The sequence below is a fragment of the Pseudonocardia kongjuensis genome (genome assembly GCF_039526905.1).
GTDB classification, from domain to species: Bacteria; Actinomycetota; Actinomycetes; order Mycobacteriales; family Pseudonocardiaceae; genus Pseudonocardia; species Pseudonocardia kongjuensis.
In genome coordinates this window covers 91,014-109,871 of sequence record NZ_BAAAJK010000053.1, presented here as the reverse complement: position 1 = coordinate 109,871, position 18,858 = coordinate 91,014, and the positions used below count along the sequence as shown (strand labels likewise).

Genomic DNA, 18,858 nt, shown 5'->3' with positions numbered 1-18,858 from the left:
CGGGGACCGGCCGGCAGCTCCCCAGCACCGGCCGGCCCCGCACGGCGGTACCGAGCTCCTCCGCGACACCGGCCGCTCCCCAGCGCCGGGCCGCGGGGCCACTCGGAAGGCCCTCGGATCCGTCGGCGGGTCGCTCCCCGCCGACGGATCCGATTCCACCAGCCGAACCTGTGGGACGGCTGAGATCCGACCGTGGATAGGCCGTGGACAGGCACGTGGACAGGCACGCGGACGGGCCGACCGGCCGCGGCCGCGCCGGTCGTGGCAGGCCCGGACGGCCGATCACCGCTACCGTGTCGTGATCGCCGTTTCACGGCGTGTCCACACCCGATGCCGGATGCTCGGCCGTTGTGGACGGCACGGACGACGACCGGCGCCGGGCCGGGCAGCGGGGGTGGGGGGCCATGCGGTCGGGAACGAGGGGAACGACAGGAGCGGCGGGCGCACCGGGGCGGCGCACCGGCCGCCGATGGGCACGCGTGCTCGGTGCCGGGATCACCGCGGCCGCGCTGGCGGCGTGCGCCAACGTGCCCGCCGGGCCCGGCGCGGCGGCGACCCTGGACACCGGCGCGGCCGGCGCCGGCCAGGCCGATCCCGGTCTGCCGGAGCGGCTCGCCGCCGCGGTCAGCGCCGACGCCGCCTACGCCCACCTGCAGGAGTTCGAGCGCATCGCCGACGCGAACGACGGCAACCGCGCGGTCGGCACCTCCGGCTACGACGCGAGCCTCGACTACGTGGTGGGCGAGCTGCGCGAGGCCGGGTTCGAGGTGCAGACCCCCTCGTTCGACGTCCGCACCTTCACCTCGAACGACGCCCGGCTGACGGTCGCGGACGCGCCCGTCCCCACCGAGGTGCTCAGCTTCTCCCCCGCCACCCCGCCCGGCGGGCTGACCGCGCCGCTGTCCGTGCGGGCGCGCACCCCGCAGGACCCGACGCCGGGCTGCGAGGCGGAGGACTACGCCGGGATGCCGGCCGGGGCGATCGCCGTCGTCGAGCGGGGGGTCTGCCCGTTCGGGCAGAAGTCCCAGCTGGCCGGGGCAGCCGGGGCCGGTGCGGTGATCATCGTGAACACCGAGGACGCCGCGCTGCCCGCCACCCTGGGCGACACCCCGGAGGTGGTCCCGACCGCGTCGGTGACCCGGTCCGCGGGCGAGGGACTGCAGGACGGGCAGCAGGCGACCCTGCTGCTGGACACGACGATCGAGCAGCAGACCTCGCGCAACGTGATCGCCGAGACGACGACCGGCGACCCGGACCGGGTGCTGGTCGCCGGGGCGCACCTGGACTCGGCGCCCGAGGGGGCCGGCATCAACGACAACGGCAGCGGCAGCGCGGCGCTGCTGGAGGTCGCGCAGCAGCTCGGCGCCACCCCGCCCGCGGCGCAGAAGGTGCGTTTCGCCTGGTGGGGCGCCGAGGAGATCGGCCTGGTCGGTGCGGCGCGGTACGTCGAGGGGCTCTCCGACGAGGACCGGGCCCGGATCGCGCTGTATCTGAACTTCGACATGGTCGCCTCCCCGAACCCGGCCTACCTCGTCTACGACGGCGACGACTCCGACGGGCTCGGCGGCGAGCCCGGGCCGCCCGGCTCGGACACCGCGGAGCGGGTGCTGACCGAGGCGCTCGTCGCCGCCGGTGTGACCGGCCCGGAGGGGACCGCCTTCGACGGCCGCTCGGACTACGGGCCCTTCATCGACGCCGGGATCCCGGCGGGGGGCCTGTTCACCGGTGCCGAGGAGCAGAAGACCCCGGAGCAGGCGCAGAAGTGGGGCGGCACGGCGGGCCAGTCGTTCGATCCCTGCTACCACACCGCCTGCGACCGGCTGACCAACATCGACCGCACGGCGCTGGACCGCAACCTCACCGCGATGGGCTCGGCGATCGGCCGGTTCGCGGTGGACCTGTCCGGGGTGCCGGCAAGGTGAGCCGCCGGGCCGGGCCCGCCCGGTCGGCGGCGCCTCAGTCGTAGACACCGGCCACCGCCCAGCCACCGGCCCGGTGCACCAGCAGCAGCGCCGTCCCGTCGGCGAGGACGGCCTGCACCCGCACCGCCGGGCCGGGGTCCCCCGGCACCCACCAGCGGGCCCCGACCGGCCAGGGGCCTGCCCACCCGGTGATCTCCCGGTCCGGACCGCCGCCCCCGGAGATCCGGTGCGGGACGCCGTCGAGCAGGTCCGGGGCGGCCGGGTGCACCTCGGTGCCGCCGGCCGCGAGCAGCCGGACCGGCACCGGCTCCGGCGGCACCGTCGCCGGGGACGGCGCGGGCAACCGCCCCGGCCAGGACGGCGGCGGGTCCTTCGGTGAGGCGCCCGCGCCCACGGGGGTCCGCTCCTCCCCCCAGGGCACCAGCCGGACCCGTTCGCCCGGGTCCCGCCCGCCGACCGGGACCGCGGTGAGCACCGCCTCCGGGCCGAGCAGCGCCTGCACCCGGACCAGCGCCCGCCCGGCCCGCTCGTCGGACTCGCCGACGTCGCCCCACAGCCCGCGTTGCAGCGCGCCGGCCTGCACCGTGTCCTCCGGGGTCAGGCGCAGCGCGACGAGCGTGCCCGAGCCGCCGCGCCCGAGCCACGAGTCGAGCTGCCAGCGCACCCGGTCGACCGTGCCGCCCGGGGTCAGCGGCTCGGCGCACCGCCAGACCCGCAGCAGCTCCTCCCCGCCCTCGGTGCGTGCGTGCACCCCGAGCCGGGTGCAGGCCAGACCGTGCCCGGCGAGCGCCTCGTGCAGCCGGGTCGCCAGCCCGCGGGCGGCGAACGCGGCCGCGTCCACCCGGTCCACCGGCGGATCCAGCTCGATCGCCGCGGCCAGCTCCTCCGGCGGCACCCGGCGGGCCGGGGGGCGCGGATCGAGGCCCCGGGCCAGCCGGTGCGCGGCCACCGCGTCGGCACCGAACCGGGAGGCGACGTCGGCCTCGGCGAGCTCCGCGAACGCCCCCAGCGACCGCAGGCCGAGCCGGCGCAGCAGATCGACCAGCGCGGACCGGTCGACATCCGGATCCCGGTCCAGCTCGGCGACCTCCAGCGGGGCCAGGAACTCCGCCGACCGGCCCGCCGGCACCCCGCGCCCGCGGCGGGCCGCGAGCCCGGCGGCGAACATCCCGTCCGCGATCCCGATCTGGCACTCGGTGGCGGCCCGCAGCGCGACCTGGTCGATCAGCCGTTCCACCGCGGCCCGCTCGCCGCCGAACCAGCCGACCGGGCCGCGCGCGGGCAGCACCAGCAGCCCGGGCCGGACCACCTCGACGCCGGGGGCGAGTTCCTCGACCGCCGCCGCGACCGGCTCGAACAGCCGGGCGTCCCGGCCGGGATCCGGCGCGAGCACCGCGAGCCCCGGGCAGCGGGCCTGTGCCTCGCGCCGGCGCAGGCCGCGGCGCACCCCGTGCCTGCGGGCGTTCGCCGAGCAGGCCAGCACCCGGTTGGCGTGGAACACCGCCGCCGGACGGTGCACCGGCACGTGCGCGGCCCGGGCCGCCGCGGTGACCGGCCAGTCCGGGGACCAGACCGCGAGCACCCGGGCCGCGGCGCTCATCCGGCCACCCGCACCGCGGCGGCCGGCCCGGGCGATGCGGCCACTACGGCCGGTGCGGCCGGTGCGGACACTCCGGCCGGCGCGGCCACTGCGGCCGGTGCGGCCTGCCCGGCCGGTGCCGGCAGCCCGGCCGGTGCGACGGCGGTTCCGGGACCGGCCGGGGCCTCGACGACGGTCCCGCCCGGGCCCGGCAGCAGCACCTCGACGCCCCACCCCGCCGGCCCGATCCCGCGGCCGTGCGCGCGCACCTCCACCCGGCGCGACCGGAGCCGGCCCGTCCCCCGGCCGGCACCCTCCCAGCGCGCCCGCTCGCAGTGCAGCCGCAGGTCCGCCCCCGGCCAGGGGCCCAGCGCCAGCAGCACCGCCCCGCGCTGCCGGGCGCGGGCCGCCAGCCGCTGCCGGTCCGCCGCGCGCAGCCCGGCCCGCTCCGGGCCCGCCACCACGACCAGATCCAGCCCGTCGAGCAGGGCCGCGGCGACCGGCACCACGTCGATCCCCGGATCCGGGACCAGCGCCAGCCGGTCCAGCCGGACACCGCTCTCGGCCGCCGCCGTCGCCCCCAGGCCCGGACGGCCGACCACCCCGGCCCAGGCGCCCTCCGCGGAGGCCGCGGCCAGCAGGGCGAACAGCAGCGATCCGGCGCCGGACCCGGCGCCGACCGCGACCGTGGAGCCGCGGCGCAATCCACCCCCGGGCAGCAGCCCGGACAGCGGGCCGGGCACCGGCAGCACCGGATCGCCCGGCGCGTCGTCGATCCCTGCGGCGGCACCTGTCGCGGTACCGGCCGGGCGCGCGGGCCCGGTGCGGGGGACCCCGCGCGGCCGGGACCGCTCCGGATCCGCCCGGGCCTCCATCCGGTGCAGCACCCGCCGCGCCGCGGCCAGCCGGTCCGCGGGTGACGCACCGACCGGGGCGCCGGACCCGGCATCGCCGGGACCGGCGCGGCCCACGGGGACGGGCTCCCCGTCCGTCCCCGTGTACCCGGCGCCGATCACCGGGCCCGACACCTCCGCCGGGTCGAACACCGGCTCCGGGTCCCCACCCGCACCGGCATCCACTGCGCTCACCACTGCACGGCCCACCACTGCACGGCCCACCACTGCACGGCCCTCACCACTGCACGGCCCTCACCACACGGACCTCCCCCGCTCCACGCACCGTGGCCGGTCAGCTGACCGGCCGGAACCTGCCCGGCACGCCGTGGGGAAGACGGCGCGTGCTCGAACTTACGTTCGAATCATAGGGCCCGGCCCGGCGCTGTGCAGCCCCCGGTCGGGGGATGCCCGGGCCGATGCGGAGCACCGTCGCACGGCACCCCGACAGTTTCGGCCGGGCTGCTCACGGACCCCGGACACGGCGCGGCCCGGGCCGCCCGCGGCGACCCGGGCCGACGGCCGGGGGACGAGGTCAGTGCGCGAAGTGCCGGGTCCCGGTCAGGTACATCGGGACGCCCGCCTTCGCGCAGGCGGCGATCACCTGCTCGTCGCGCACCGATCCGCCGGGCTGCACGACGGCGGCGACGCCGGCGTCGAGCAGCACCTCCAGCCCGTCCGGGAACGGGAAGAACGCGTCCGAGGCCGCGACCGAGCCGCGCGCCCGGTCCCCGGCCCGCTGCACCGCGAGCTTGGCCGCGTCCACCCGGTTGACCTGGCCCATGCCGACCCCGACCGCGGCGCCGTCGTGCGCGAGCAGGATCGCGTTCGACTTCACCGCGCGGCAGGCGCGCCAGGCGAACGCCAGGTCGGCGAGCGTCTCCTCGGCGACCGGGTCGCCGGTGACGAGCTTCCACGCCGCCGGGTCGTCACCGTCGGCGTCGACCAGGTCGCGCTGCTGGACGAGCACCCCGCCGGAGATCGGCCGCAGCTCCACGCCGGATCGGGCGACCTCGCCGGGGATCCGCAGCAGGCGGACGTTCTTCTTGCGCGACAGCACCTCCAGCGCACCGTCGGCGTAGGAGGGGGCGACCACCACCTCGGTGAAGATCTCCGCGACCTGCTCGGCCAGCTCCACCGAGACCTCGCCGTTGACCGCGATCACGCCGCCGAAGGCGGACACCGGGTCGGTGGCGTTGGCCTTGCGGTGCGCCTGCGCGACGTCGGTGCCGACCGCGATGCCGCACGGGTTCGCGTGCTTGATCACCGCGACGGTCGGCTGGTCACCGTGGTCGTGCGCGGCCCGCCAGGCGGCGTCGGCGTCGACGAAGTTGTTGTAGGACATCTCCTTGCCGTGCAGCTGCTCGGCACCGGCGAGGCCGGGGGCGCCGTCGGTGTAGAGCGCGGCGGCCTGGTGCGGGTTCTCGCCGTAGCGCAGCGACCGCTCCCGGTTCCAGGTGGCGCCGATCCAGGTCGGGAACGGCCCGGCGTCCTGCTCGGGCGCCAGCTCGCCGCCCATCCAGGACGCCACCGCGACGTCGTAGCCCGCGGTGTGCCGGAACGCCTCGGCCGCCAGCCCGCGCCGGTCCTCGATCACGAACCCGCCCGCGGCGACCTGCTCCAGCACCCAGTCGTACCGGGCCGGGTCGACCACGACGGCGACGCTGTCGTGGTTCTTCGCCGACGCCCGCACCATCGCCGGACCGCCGATGTCGATCTGCTCGACGATCTCGTCCCGGCCGGCGCCGGAGGCCACCGTCTCCCGGAACGGGTACAGGTTGGACACCAGCAGGTCGAACGGCGCGATGCCCAGCTGCTCCAGCTGGTCGACGTGCTCGGGCTTGCGGGTGTCGGCCAGCAGCCCGGCGTGCACCCGCGGGTGCAGGGTCTTCACCCGGCCGTCGAAGCACTCCGGGAACCCGGTGACCTCCTCGACCGCGGTGACCGGCACGCCGGCGTCGGCGATCCGCGCGGCGGTCGAGCCGGTCGAGACGATCTCCACCCCCGCGGCGTGCAGCCCGGTCGCCAGGTCCAGCAGCCCGGCCTTGTCGTAGACGCTGATCAGGGCCCGGCGGACCGGCCTGCGCTCACTCATGTTCACCTCGTGGGTTCGGAGGCGGTGGTCCCCGATGCGGCGAGCCGCCGCACCGTCCCGACCAGCAGCCGTCGTTCCTCGGTCTTGATCCGCTCGTGCAGGACGGTCTCGTCGTCGCCCGGGAGTACCGGCACCTCCGCCTGCGCGAGCACCGGCCCGGTGTCCAGTCCCGCGTCGACCTCGTGCACGGTCGCGCCGGTGACGTCCACCCCGGCGGCCAGCGCGTCACGCACCGCGTGCGCGCCGGGGAACGCCGGCAGCAGGGCCGGGTGCGTGTTCAGCATCGGGCATCCGAGCGCGTCCAGGAAAGCCGGTGCGACGAGCTTCATGAAGCCGGCCCCGACGACGAGGTCCGGCCGGTGTGCCGTCACGGCGGCGGCGAGCGCCCGGTTCCATGCCGCGCGGTCGGGATGGTCACCGACCCGTTCGACGAAGGTGGGCAGGCCGGCGGCGCGTGCCCGGTCCAGCCCGGCGGCCCCCGGCCGGTCGGCGCCGACCGCGACCACTGCGAACTCCGGGCCCGCCGCGTCGAGCAGTGCCTGGAGCAGGGTCCCGCCGCCCGAGATCAGGACGACGATCCGGAACCGGCCGGTCACCGGCTGTTCGTCCGCGCCCACCGCTCTCCCTCGACATCGCCCCGCGGGCCGTCCCGCTGCACAGGCCAGGGTAGGCGGGGGCCCGCCGGGCGGTGCCGGGGCCCTGTCCGGGCCGGGTGGGAGGTCCGGCGGCGGTCAGCGGTCCGGCTCGCCGCCCGGTTCGCCGGGGGTGCCGGTGGTGCCGCGACCGCCGGTGTCGCCGTGGCTGCCGATCGCCCTGTGGTCGCCGGTCGCCCCATGGCTGCCGGTCGCACCATGGTCGCCGGGATCGGCGGTGCTGCCGTTGTCGGTGGCGCGGTGCTCACCTGTCGCGGTCGGCGCTGTCGCCGTCGGGACTGTCGCCGTCGGTGGTGCTGTGGTCGGCGCTGCCGTGGTCGGCGCGGTGATCGATGGCGCTGCGATCGGGGCTGTCGTCGGCGGCGCTGTCGCGATCGGCGGTGCTGTGGTCGGCGGTGCTGTGGTCGGCGGTGCTGTGGTCGGCACCGTCGTCGTCGGCGCTGCCGCGATCGGTGCTGTCCTGGCCGGTGCTGTCCTGGTCGGCGCTGTCCTGGTCGGCGCGGTGGCCGGTGGCGCGGTGGTCGGTGGCGCTGCCCGGATCCGGGTCGTCGGCCGAGCGCCCGGCCGGGGTCGCGGCGGATGCCCGGCCGGGGGCCCCGGAGCCCGAGGTGCGGTGCCGTTCGACGAGGTCACCGACCGTGGCCGGGCGGCCCTGGCGCGCACCGCGGGATCGCGCGGGCGCCGGGCGCGCGGACGGACGGCGACCGGTCGCGCTGCCCATCGGGACGTGCCGGGCCAGCTCCGGCCCGGCGCAGGTGAGCAGCGCGGGCAGACCGACCAGGAGCAGCACCGCCCCGAAGAGGGCACCGGGGTGGAAGGACACCGGGTCGTACGGGCCGCCGCCGAGCGGGCCACCGGCCACGGTGGCGAGCACCGCCGCCCCGACGGCGGTGACGGCGGCCGCCGTCACCGGCGCGGCGATCCGGTCCGCGGTGGGGGCGCCGGTGGGCAGCGCACGCCGGCAGGCCAGCCCGGTCAGCACGCCCACCGCCACCGGGAACAGCAGCACCAGCGGTGCGGCGGTCGGGACGGCCGTCACCGGGAGGACCGCGGTGAGCGGGAACGGCGGCATCGGGCCGGGTTCGGCGGCCAGCGGCCCGGAGGTGGCGATGCCGATCGTCACGCCCGGCCCGGTCGCCCAGGACAGCGCGCCGACGAGCGCGTTCGGCAGGTAGCCCACGGTCAGCACGAGCACCCCGGTCGCGGCGCCCATCCCGGGGCCGAGCCGCAGGGCGATGTCGGTCACCGCGGGCGCGGTGATCAGCAGCGCCGCGGTCAGCACGAGCGCGGCGGTGAGCAGCAGGCCGGTGGCCGCCACCCGGATCCCGGCCAACGCCACCCCCGGCCAGCCCGCCAGCACCCGGCGCCAGGCCACCGGGAGCCCGCAGGCGTGGACGACGCCCACCCCGGCGGCGGTGCCGCCGATCAGCCCGGCACCGACCAGCGACGCCCACGGCGCGGTGACCGCCATCTCCCGCGGCAGCAGCGCACCGGCCAGCACGGCGACGGCCGCCGCGGCGCCGGCCTGGCTCGCGACCACGGCTCCCGCGTCGTGCCGGACCCGCCCGCCGAGCCGGCGCACCGCCCAGCGCGAGAAGCAGCCGACCAGCACGACGACCACGATCGTCGGCAGCAGCGGGAGGACGCCGAGCGGATGCCCGTCCAGCGCGATCGGGATCTGGTGGGCGGCCAGCCACATGGGGACGGCCGCGGCGAGCGCGCCGTCCGCGGTGACCGGGGCACCGCCGGTACCGGTGAGCAGTGCGGCGACCGGGACCAGCATCGTGTAGCCGGCCAGCACCGCCCCCATCGTCGAGGCGAGCAGCACCCGCAGCCGGTCCAGACCGTGCCCGGTGCCGCCGCGCTCCGGTCGCCCGCCGGGACCGCCCGCGCGGGCCGTGCCACGGGACCGGCCGCGCCCGGCCGCAGTCCCGTCGCGGGACCGGCCACGCTCCGCGGCACCCGCGTCACGGGGCCGGCCGCGGTCGGCGACACCCGCGTCACGGGTTCGGCCGCGGTCGGCGGCACCGCCGTCACGGGACCGGCCGCCCTCGACAGCAACGCCGTCACGGGACCGACCGCGCTCGGCGGCACCCGCGTCACGGGACGCCCCCCGATCCGGGGCACCGCCGTCACGGGACCGGCCGCGCTCGGCGACGCCCGCGTCGCGCACCCCGCCGCGGGTCCGGCCGGCCGCGGAGCCGGTCGTCCGGGAACGGGACGCGGGACGGCCGCGGGTGGGCCGGGACGGGGTGCTCACCCGGTCAGGGTCGCAGCGCCGGGACGCCACCGACGGCAGGCACGCCGGGGACGGCGGTCACCGTCACCCGCGTCCCGGCTCAGCCCGACGAGCCGCCGTCGGTGCGCAGTGCGCGGGTCGCCTCGTCGTCCGGGGCGTTCCCGGCGGGATCCGGCTGCCGGTGGCCCGCCGAGGAGGCCGCACCGGCGCCGGGCTCGGCGCCGGGGACGTCCTCGCCGCCGTAGGGGCGGGTGCTGGGCGGCGGATCGGCCGGCGTCCCCGGCTGGGCGGTCCCGGACGGTCCCGGCGCCCACTCCGACTGCCCCGCGGAATGCTGGGACACCGACCGGGGTGCCCCGGACTGGGGCGACGGGGACTGGGCCGGGACCGGGTGGGCCGGCGAGGACGCCTGCCCCTGCTCGGGGAGCGCCGAGCCGGGCTGGGCGGCCGGGGAGAGCCCCGGCGCGGGCTGACCGGACGACGACGGCGCGGCCGGCTGGGCCGGCACCTGCTGGCCGGCGGAAGCATCATGACCAGCGGGCACACCCGGGGACGCCGGCTGACCCGCACCCGGCTGACCGGCCGCCTGCTGACCCGCACCCGGCTGACCCGCGGCCGGCTGGCCCGCACCCGGCTGACCCGGGTACTGCTGGCCCGGCGCCTGCCCGTACCCACCCGGCTCGGACGCCGCGACCGGCCGCTCGCCGTAGGCGATCCCGGAGAACGCACCGCCGGACGGCACCCCCGAGGGATGCGCCCCGGGCGTGTGACCGCCCGGCTGCGGACCGGCGTAACCGGGCTGGCCGTACGGGCCCGGGTACTGCCCCGGCGGCTGGGCGTGCTGGGCGTGCTGGCCGTAACCGGGCGCGGCCTGCTGCCCCACGCCGTAGTGGCCGGGGACGGCGCCGTACTGGCCGTATCCGGGCTGCTGGAACTGGCCGGGCCCGGGCTGACCGGGGTAGCCGGGCTGCGGCAGCCCCGGCGTGGCCCACGGCTGCTCGGCCACGTGCGACGGCCGGGCCGGCCGCGGCGCGGGCGCCGACAGCACCCCGGACAGCAGGAGCTGCCCGTAGAGCAGCGCGGCCGCGGCGAGCAGGGCGAACGCCAGCGAGATCCAGCCCGCCGCACCCGCGGACACCGGGCTGCCGCTCGCGGTGAACAGGAACAGCATCGTCAGGAACCCGGTTCCGGTGAGCGCCACCCCGGCGACCAGGGTGCGGCCGGTGCCGGGCAGCAGCGACAGGGTGCCCGCGATCCCGCCACCGACGACCAGCGTCAGCGGGAGCAGGCTGCCCGCGCCGGCGTCGAAGAACGCCGCGATCAGCGAGATCAGGGCCAGCGCCCCGCCGCCCAGCACCGCGAGCCGCGCCGGACCTCCCTGGAGGGTGCCGGGATCACCGGCCTCCGCGGGTCGGGCAGGGGGTGCGGCCCCCGGGGAGGCGGGCTGGTGGCTCGTCATGACGGCTACTCCAGCGGGCCGCGACGGGCGCGGCGTCGGCGACAGGACTGCTCGGTCGCACGCTAGCCGATCGGGCCACCCGGTCGGGTGAGGCACCACGCGAACGCGCGGGCCCCGGGAGACGATCCCGGGGCCCGCGCGTGCGTCGGCGAGTGCCTGCTACTTCGAGGAGAGGATCTCCTTCATCAGCGCGGCGGTCTCGGACGGCGTCTTGCCGACCTTCACGCCCGCGGCCTCGAGGGCCTCCTTCTTCGCCTGCGCGGTGCCGGCCGAGCCGGACACGATGGCGCCGGCGTGGCCCATCGTCTTGCCCTCCGGCGCGGTGAAGCCCGCGACGTACCCGGCGACCGGCTTGGTGACGTTCGCCTTGATGAAGTCGGCGGCCCGCTCCTCGGCGTCACCGCCGATCTCGCCGATCATCACGATGGCCTCGGTCTCCGGGTCCGCCTCGAACGCCTCGAGGGCGTCGATGTGGGTGGTGCCGATGACCGGGTCGCCGCCGATGCCGATCGCGGTGGAGAAGCCGAACTCACGCAGCTCGAACATCATCTGGTAGGTCAGCGTGCCGGACTTCGACACCAGACCGATCTTGCCGGGGCCGGCGATGTTCGCCGGGATGATGCCCGCGTTGGACTTCCCCGGGGAGATGATGCCGGGGCAGTTCGGGCCGATGATCCGGGTCCGGTTGCCCTTCGCGACGGCGTGCGCCCAGAAGTACGCCGAGTCGTGCACCGGGATGCCCTCGGTGATCACGACGGCGAGCGGGATCTCGGCGTCGATCGCCTCGATCACGGCGTCCTTGGCGAACTTCGGCGGGACGAACAGCACCGACACGTCGGCGCCGGTCTCCTTGATCGCCTCCTCGACCGTGCCGAACACGTGGACGTCCTTGTCGCCCACGGTGTGGGTGGTCCCGGCCTTGCGGGCGTTCACGCCGCCCACGATGTTCGTGCCCGAGGCCAGCATCTTGGTGGCGTGCTTGGTGCCCTCGCCGCCGGTGATGCCCTGGACGATGACCTTGCTGTTCTCGTTGAGGAAGATCGACATGTCTCAGGCTCCAGCGTTCGCGAGCTCGGCGGCCTTGGCGGCCGCGTCGTCCATCGTGCCCACCACGGTGACGAGCGGGTGGTTCGCGTCGGCGAGGATCTGACGTCCCTCGTCGACGTTGTTGCCGTCCAGCCGGACGACCAGCGGCTTGGTCGCCTCGTCGCCGAGGATCTTCAGCGCCTCGACGATGCCGTTGGCGACCGCGTCGCAGGCGGTGATGCCGCCGAAGACGTTGACGAAGACGCTCTTGACCTCGTCGTCGCCCAGGATGACGTCCAGGCCGTCGGCCATGACCTGCGCCGAGGCGCCGCCGCCGATGTCGAGGAAGTTGGCGGGCTTCACGCCACCGTGCGCCTCACCGGCGTAGGCGACGACGTCCAGGGTGCTCATGACCAGGCCCGCGCCGTTGCCGATGATGCCGACCTGGCCGCCGTCGAGCTTGACGTAGTTGAGGCCCTTGGCCTTCGCCTTCGCCTCGAGCGGGTTCTCGGTGCGCTCGTCGACCAGCTCGGCGTGCGCCGGGTGCCGGAAGCCGGCGTTCTCGTCCAGGGTGACCTTGCCGTCGAGCGCGATCACCTTGTCCTGCGGGTCGCGGACCAGCGGGTTGACCTCGACCAGCGTGGCGTCCTCGGAGACGAAGGTCTCCCACAGCTTGACGATCACGGTCGCGGCCTCGTCGGCCACCGCCGCCGGGATCTTGCCCGCGGCGACGATCTCGTCGGCCTTGGCCTTGTCGACACCGGCGATCGGGTCGATCGCGATCCGGGCCAGCGCGTCCGGCCGCTCGACGGCCAGCTGCTCGATCTCCATGCCGCCCTCGGCCGAGCACATGGCCAGGAAGGTGCGGTTGGAGCGGTCCAGCAGGAACGAGAAGTAGTACTCCTCGGCGATGTCGCTGGCCTCGGTCACCAGCACCTGGTGGACGGTGTGGCCCTTGATGTCCAGCCCGAGGATGGCCTCGGCCTTCTCCTTGGCCTCGTCCGCGTTCTCGGCCAGCTTGACGCCACCGGCCTTGCCCCGGCCGCCGGTCTTGACCTGAGCCTTCACCACGACGGCGGTGCCCAGCTCGGCCGCCGCGGCCGCCGCGTCGGCGGCGTTGTCCACGGTCCTGCCCGGCAGCACCGGGACTCCGTGCGCGGCGAAGAGATCCTTCGCCTGGTACTCGTACAGGTCCACTCGGCTCTCCCGCTCCACTTCGCTCTCGTCGCGACCGGCGCGGCCCGGCTTCTCCCGGGGGCGCCCCGCACAGGGGAGGCGGCAGCGGTCGCGGACGTCGGTCGTGCTGCGTCGGGGAGCCTAACCAGACCGGCCGCACCCGTCCTGACCTGGTCCTGGTGACTGCTGTCACCCCGCAAGAGCAGTCACCGATGACCGCGGGCGACGGACCCCGGTCAGCCCTGACCGTTTTGCCGTCTGGTTGCGGTGACGTTTCTGACCTATCGTTCGATCATGGCGACGGCGCTACCCGGATGGCGGCGCCTGCGCGCGGCGGCCGCCGGGGTCCCGTCCCTGGCCCTCGACCTCGGGCAGGCTGCCGGGTACGCGCTGCGCACCTTCACCTCGCCCGCCGGCCTGCGTGGCCTGGCCGTGGAGTGGGCCTGGCTCACCGCGCACGTGGCGCTCTACCCGGTCGGCCTGGCGGAGGAGACGGTCCGCCCGCACGGCCACTACCGCACCGACTCGCTGCCCCCGGTCAAGCGCAGCCTGGTGGTCGCCGACCCGGCCGCGGCGGGCACCCCGATCCTGCTGATCCACGGCATCATGGACAACCGTTCGGTGTTCACCGTCTTCGCCCACGAGCTCCGCCGCCGCGGGTTCGGTGTGGTGAACGCCATCAACTACAGCCTGCTCACCGGGGACCTGCGCAGTGCCGCGCACGAGCTGCACGGCCACGTCGAGCGGCTGCGCGAGGTGACCGGCTCGGAGAAGGTGCACATCGTCGGACACTCGCTGGGCGGGGTGATCGCCCGCTACTACGTGCAGCGGATGGGCGGCGACGCGGTCGTCGACACCGTGGTCACCCTCGGCAGCCCGCACTCGGGCAGCAACCTGGCCCGGCTCGCGCCGACCGCGCTGTGCCGCCAGCTGCGACCCGGCTCGGACGTGCTGCGCGAGCTGGCCGAGCCGGCACCCGGCTGCCGGACCCGGTTCCTGGTGGTCTGGTCGCGGATGGACGAGATCATCCTCCCGCAGCGCAACTCCCGGCTCCGCCATCCCGATCTCGACGTTCAGGAGCTGGGGCTCGACGACGTCGGTCACCTGTCGCTGCCGATCGACCGGCGGACGGTGCACTGGGTGGCGAGCACGCTGGCCCGCGGCGAGCAGGAGCGGCGCGAGCACGACCGGGTCCGCGACCGGCGGCTGCGCGGCTCGCTGCGCCCGGCCGGACGGCGCGATCCGGGTTCCGCCGAAGCGGTCACCGACCAGCGCGGCGCCCCCGCCTCCTGACGACGCCGGCGACGGCTCCCCGCACCGGCCCGACCGGTCGTCGATGATCTCCGACCGTCCGCAACCACCCGGTGGCACGCCGTTGCCACACCGCGACTCGCGGGTTACCGTCGCGTCGTCCACGTCACGGACCGATCACGGTGGTCGGCGCCCTCCCCGAACGGCGCCACCCCCCGACGGAGCCCCCACTCCGACGACCACCGGCGAACGGCCCGCGGCGCCATGAACACCCAGAAGGGCAGGTCTTGGCGCGCCACCGCTCCCCCAGCGGCGCCATCCGACCGGAGCTCCGGCCCGGCACGCTCCCCCGTGTGCCGGTCACCGCGGGCGGTCACCGGCTCCCGGCGCCACCGCCGACGATCTCGCGCACCCGTGTGACGGTCGCCGCCGCAGCCGGCGGTGCGCTGGTCGCGGCCGGGCAGACCGTGGCGGGCACCCTCGGCATCCCCGCACTGGCGGGTGCGCCGTCGGTGGAGGAGTCCTACGAGCGGATCGCCGCGTCGGCGATGCTCCCGGTGACCGCCGAGCCGGCCGCGGCGACCGCACCCGCGGTGACCTCGGCGATCGGCGGCGAGCAGCTGGCGGCCGCGTCGTCGGTGCCCGATCTGGCGCGGACGGCCGCGGTCGACGTGGAGAACCTGACCAAGGCCGCCCGGCTCGGTGAGCAGGCCGCCAAGGTCGAGCGCGCCCTGTCCACCGCGATGTCGCAGGGTGCCCCGAAGGCCGTCGTCTACGACGGCGAGCCGTTCGTGATGCCGACCTCGGGCCGGTTCACCTCCGGCTTCGGCGCCCGCTGGGGCGTGCAGCACTACGGGATCGACCTGGCCGCCCCGATCGGCACGCCGATCTTCGCCCTCACCGACGGCGTCGTCGAGGAGTCCGGGCCGGCCAGCGGGTTCGGCATGTGGGTCGTGCTCCGGCACCACGACGGCACCGCGACGGTCTACGGGCACATCAACCGCTCGCTGGTCGAGGTCGGTCAGCAGGTCCGGGCCGGCGAGGAGATCGCCGAGGTCGGCAACCGCGGCCAGTCCACCGGCCCGCACCTGCACCTGGAGGTGTGGGAGGCGGACGGCACCAAGACCGACCCGCGGCCGTGGCTCGCCGCGCGCGGCCTCGACATCAGCGGCGCCACCGGCAGCCGGGACGCCTGAGCCGGTCGCCCGACCGGGTCGGGTCCCCGCCTTCCCCTCGCCGGAGGCGACCCGACAGGATGTCCGGGTGGGGGACGACTACCGGATCGGGGACGCCGAGCGGCGGGCGGTCGACGACCGGCTGCAGCGCGCACACGGCGAGGGACGGCTGACGCTGGAGGAGTACGAGGAACGGTCGGCCAAGGCGTGGGCCGCCCGGCACCGTTCCGAGCTGGCCGGCCTGACCGACGACCTGCCGCCCGACGACCGGGCGCCCGCCACCCGCGCGGGCGCGGCCCCGGCCACCTCACGGGCCCGCGAGATCGGCCTGGAGTGGGCGCGCACGGCGGGCGGGACGCTCACCACGATCGCGCTGGTCGCCGCCGCCCTGTGGGGCGGCTCGCACCTGCTCGGCGGGGACGACGGCACGGTCGTGTTCGGCAGCCGCACGGTCGGCGTCGCCGAGGACCGCGACCGGGTCGAGCTCGGGGTGCTGTTCGGCTCGGTCCGGGTGGTCGTGCCCGACGACGCGCGGGTGACCGTGGGCGGCTGGAAGGTGTTCGGCTCGGTGGACTGCGAGACCGCGTGCGCGACCACCGGCGGGCAGCCCGTCCGGGTGGACGTGTCCGGCGCGTTCGGCAGCACCGAGATCCTCACCCGCAGCGAGGCCGTCGCCGATCCGGACGACGACGACGACTGAGCCGCCCGGCTACAGCTTCTGCATCGGCACGCCGCCGATCAGCATCAGCCGGACGGTGCCGCCGCTGCCGAAGTCGATCGTCACCGTGGCCCGCGGCCCGGACCCGTCGGAGGCGACCACCGTGCCCAGGCCGTACTTGTCGTGGTTGACCCGGTCGCCGACGTCGAGCTGCAGGGACTGGTTGTTCAGGCTGCGCTCGGGGACCTTCCAGTCGCCGCGGTCGGAGCCGGAGCGGCGGCCGAAGCCGAACCGGCCGACCGGGGCGGACGGCCGCTCGGCCACCAGCTGCTCCTCGGTGCGCCGCCAGTCGACGAGCTCCGGCGGCACCTCGTCCAGGAAGCGGGACGCGGGATTGGTGCTCGGCTGCCCGAACGCGGACCGGACGATCGCCCGGGAGAGGTAGAGCCGCTGCTCGGCGCGGGTGATGCCGACGTAGGCGAGCCGGCGCTCCTCGGCGAGCTCCTTCGGGTCGCCGAGGGTGCGCAGGTGCGGGAAGATCCCGTCCTCCCAGCCGGTCAGGAACACCACCGGGAACTCCAGGCCCTTCGCCGTGTGCAGGGTCATCAGGGTGACCAGGCCGGAGTCGTCGTCCGGGATGGAGTCGGCGTCGGCGACCAGCGCGACCCGCTCCAGGAACGCGGCCAGCGAACCCGGCTCGGGGACGCCGGCGGCGATGTCGTCGTCGGCACCCGGCCCGTCGGTGGCCGGGCCGTCGGTGGCCGGGCGGTCGGTGGCCGGGTCGTCGGTGGCCGGTGCGGCCCCGGCGTCCGGATCGGTCGACAGCGCCGCCAGGTCGGCCACCGCCGCGTCCCCCGCGAACTCACGGGCGACGGTGACCAGCTCGGCGAGGTTGTCCATCCGGGTGCCGTCCTGCGGGTCCTCGGAGGCCTGCAGCTCCTCCAGGTACCCGGTGCGCCCGTAGACGGCCTCCAGGATCTCGGCGGTGTCGTCGCCGCGCTCGACCAGCTCGCCCAGCTCGTCGAGCATCCGGACGAACCCGGCGATGTTGCGCTGCGACCGGGTGGCCAGCGCGGGCAGCCGCTCCGGCTGCTCGGCCGCGGTGCGCAGCGCGCGGGCGAACGAGGTGCGCTCCCGCTCGGCGTACTCGGCGACGACCGCCTCGGCCCGGTCGCCGATGCCGCGCTTGGGCACGTTCAGGATGCGGCGCAGGCTGACCGTGTCCTCCGGGTTGGAGAGCACCCGCAGGTAGGCCAGCGCGTCCCGGATCTCGCGCCGCTCGTAGAAGCGCACGCCGCCGACGACCCGGTAGGGCAGCCCGACCCGGAGGAAGACGTCCTCGAAGACCCGGGACTGGTTGTTGGTCCGGTAGAACACGGCGATGTCGGAGTTGCGGTACTCGCCGGAGTCGACCAGCCGGTCGATCTCGCGGGCGACGAACGACGCCTCGTCGTGCTCGTTGTCGGCGACGTAGCCGACCAGCTTCTCGCCGTCGCCCGCGTCCGACCACAGCCGCTTGTCGCGGCGCTCGGTGTTCCGCGCGATGACCCGGTTGGCCGCGGTGAGGATGGTCTGGGTGGAGCGGTAGTTCTGCTCGAGCAGGATGGTCCGCGCGTCCGGGAAGTCCTGCTCGAACTCGACGATGTTGCGGATGTTCGCGCCGCGGAAGGCGTAGATCGACTGGTCCGAGTCGCCGACCACGCACAGCTCGGCCGGGGCGGCCTGCGCCGTCGCGGGCAGCACCAGCTGGCGGACCAGCTCGTACTGCGCGTGGTTGGTGTCCTGGTACTCGTCGACCAGCACGTGCCGGAACCGGCGCCGGTAGTACTCGGCGACGGCGGGCATCCGGTCCAGCAGCGAGACCGTCTCCATGATCAGGTCGTCGAAGTCGAACGCGTTCGCCTGGCGGAGCCGCGCCTGGTAGACGCCGTACACCTCGGCCACCCGGCGCTCGTGGTCGTTCGCCGCGCGCTCGGCCGCGTCGTCCGGCGAGAGCAGCTCGTTCTTCAGGTTCGAGATCTGCGCGGCCAGCGCCCGCGGGGCGTACTTCTTCGGGTCCAGCTCCAGGTCCCGGCCGACGATGCCGACCAGCCGGCGGGTGTCGTCCGCGTCGTACACCGAGAAGGCGCTGCGCACCCCCAGGTGCTTGGCCTCCCGGCGCAGGATCCGCACGCACATCGAGTGGAACGTCGACACCCACATCGGGCCGGACCGGCGGCCGACCAGCGCGTCGACCCGCTCCTTCATCTCGGCCGCTGCCTTGTTGGTGAAGGTGATCGACATGATCTCGCCGGGGTGCACGCCGCGCTCGGCGAGCAGCCAGCCGATCCGGTGGGTGAGCACCCGGGTCTTGCCGGAGCCGGCACCGGCCACGATGAGCAGCGGCGATCCCGCGTGCGTGACCGCCTCTCGCTGCCGGTCGTTGAGACCCTCCAGCAGCTGGCGGCCGCGCGAGGTCTTCGGCTCGGCGGCGGACCCGCCCTGGCTGGTTCCGGGGAGTTCGAACAGCGCACTCATCGTGTCGAACACGGTACGCCGGGGGTCCGACACTCCCGAACCCGCGGCCGTCATCGCGCCGGGTGGTCTACACTTCCGCGCGTGCGCAACGTGTACGTCGGCGGGCGATTTCGCCACGGGTCCCGGACCCGGGTACCCGCTGCGCCCACCGCGCCCACCGTCTGAGCGCAGAGCCACCAGCACGCCCCGGAGTCCGCGGACCCGGGGCGTTCGCG

At 76.1% G+C, this 18,858-nt stretch carries 13 protein-coding genes; 4 read left to right on the top strand and 9 right to left on the bottom strand.

What is annotated here, in order from left to right; translation table 11 throughout:
- Positions 1–479 precede the first annotated feature (479 nt).
- On the top strand, positions 480–1,922 hold the full coding sequence (locus tag ABD160_RS30205; protein ID WP_344029071.1) for a M28 family peptidase: 1,443 nt from the start codon (positions 480–482) through the stop codon (positions 1,920–1,922).
- 34 nt (positions 1,923–1,956) lie between these two features.
- On the opposite strand, the gene ABD160_RS30200 is transcribed toward ABD160_RS30205, so the two are convergent.
- The 8 genes from ABD160_RS30200 to sucC all read right to left on the bottom strand — a co-directional run bounded on the left by ABD160_RS30200 (position 1,957) and on the right by sucC (position 13,081).
- Positions 1,957–3,522 carry a DNA polymerase Y family protein gene (locus ABD160_RS30200; protein WP_344029069.1) on the bottom strand — a complete coding sequence of 522 codons (1,566 nt, stop codon included), beginning with the start codon at positions 3,520–3,522 and terminating at the stop codon, positions 1,957–1,959.
- Positions 3,519–4,589 (bottom strand): hypothetical protein, encoded by a 1,071-nt coding sequence (locus ABD160_RS30195; RefSeq protein WP_344029066.1) that lies wholly within the window; start codon positions 4,587–4,589, stop codon positions 3,519–3,521. Before ABD160_RS30195 ends, ABD160_RS30200 begins: the two co-directional genes overlap by 4 nt.
- Before the next feature lie 340 nt (positions 4,590–4,929).
- A complete protein-coding gene (gene purH / locus ABD160_RS30190; RefSeq protein WP_344029063.1) occupies positions 4,930–6,489 on the bottom strand; it encodes a bifunctional phosphoribosylaminoimidazolecarboxamide formyltransferase/IMP cyclohydrolase in 1,560 nt (519 codons plus the stop codon).
- Between the two features lie 2 nt (positions 6,490–6,491).
- The gene (gene purN, locus ABD160_RS30185) at positions 6,492–7,106 is read right to left on the bottom strand and encodes a phosphoribosylglycinamide formyltransferase (protein WP_344029060.1); all 615 of its coding nucleotides are present in this window, start codon (positions 7,104–7,106) and stop codon (positions 6,492–6,494) included.
- 280 nt (positions 7,107–7,386) lie between these two features.
- On the bottom strand, positions 7,387–8,970 hold the full coding sequence (locus ABD160_RS30180; RefSeq protein ID WP_344029057.1) for a cell division protein PerM: 1,584 nt from the start codon (positions 8,968–8,970) through the stop codon (positions 7,387–7,389).
- 511 nt (positions 8,971–9,481) lie between these two features.
- Complete coding sequence (locus ABD160_RS30175) at positions 9,482–10,840, bottom strand: DUF5336 domain-containing protein (protein ID WP_344029054.1); 1,359 nt, start codon at positions 10,838–10,840, stop codon at positions 9,482–9,484.
- 159 nt (positions 10,841–10,999) lie between these two features.
- Positions 11,000–11,887, bottom strand: coding sequence for a succinate--CoA ligase subunit alpha (gene sucD / locus ABD160_RS30170; RefSeq protein WP_344029052.1), 888 nt, complete (start codon positions 11,885–11,887; stop codon positions 11,000–11,002).
- Between the two features lie 3 nt (positions 11,888–11,890).
- On the bottom strand, positions 11,891–13,081 hold the full coding sequence (gene sucC / locus ABD160_RS30165; protein ID WP_344029049.1) for an ADP-forming succinate--CoA ligase subunit beta: 1,191 nt from the start codon (positions 13,079–13,081) through the stop codon (positions 11,891–11,893).
- A 255-nt stretch (positions 13,082–13,336) separates the two neighbouring features.
- On the opposite strand from sucC, the gene ABD160_RS30160 reads away from it, so the two are divergent.
- From ABD160_RS30160 to ABD160_RS30150, 3 genes are all read left to right on the top strand, one after another.
- Entirely contained in the window at positions 13,337–14,335 is a 999-nt protein-coding gene (locus ABD160_RS30160) for an esterase/lipase family protein (RefSeq protein WP_344029046.1), read from the top strand.
- Positions 14,336–14,709: 374 nt separating this feature from the next.
- A complete protein-coding gene (locus ABD160_RS30155) occupies positions 14,710–15,489 on the top strand; it encodes a M23 family metallopeptidase (protein ID WP_344029043.1) in 780 nt (259 codons plus the stop codon).
- A gap of 67 nt (positions 15,490–15,556) precedes the next feature.
- Complete coding sequence (locus ABD160_RS30150; RefSeq protein ID WP_344029040.1) at positions 15,557–16,168, top strand: DUF1707 SHOCT-like domain-containing protein; 612 nt, start codon at positions 15,557–15,559, stop codon at positions 16,166–16,168.
- A gap of 9 nt (positions 16,169–16,177) precedes the next feature.
- Here ABD160_RS30150 and ABD160_RS30145 read toward each other — a convergent pair whose 3' ends face one another.
- Positions 16,178–18,643 (bottom strand): UvrD-helicase domain-containing protein, encoded by a 2,466-nt coding sequence (locus ABD160_RS30145; protein WP_344029037.1) that lies wholly within the window; start codon positions 18,641–18,643, stop codon positions 16,178–16,180.
- Between the last annotated feature and the right edge of the window lie 215 nt (positions 18,644–18,858).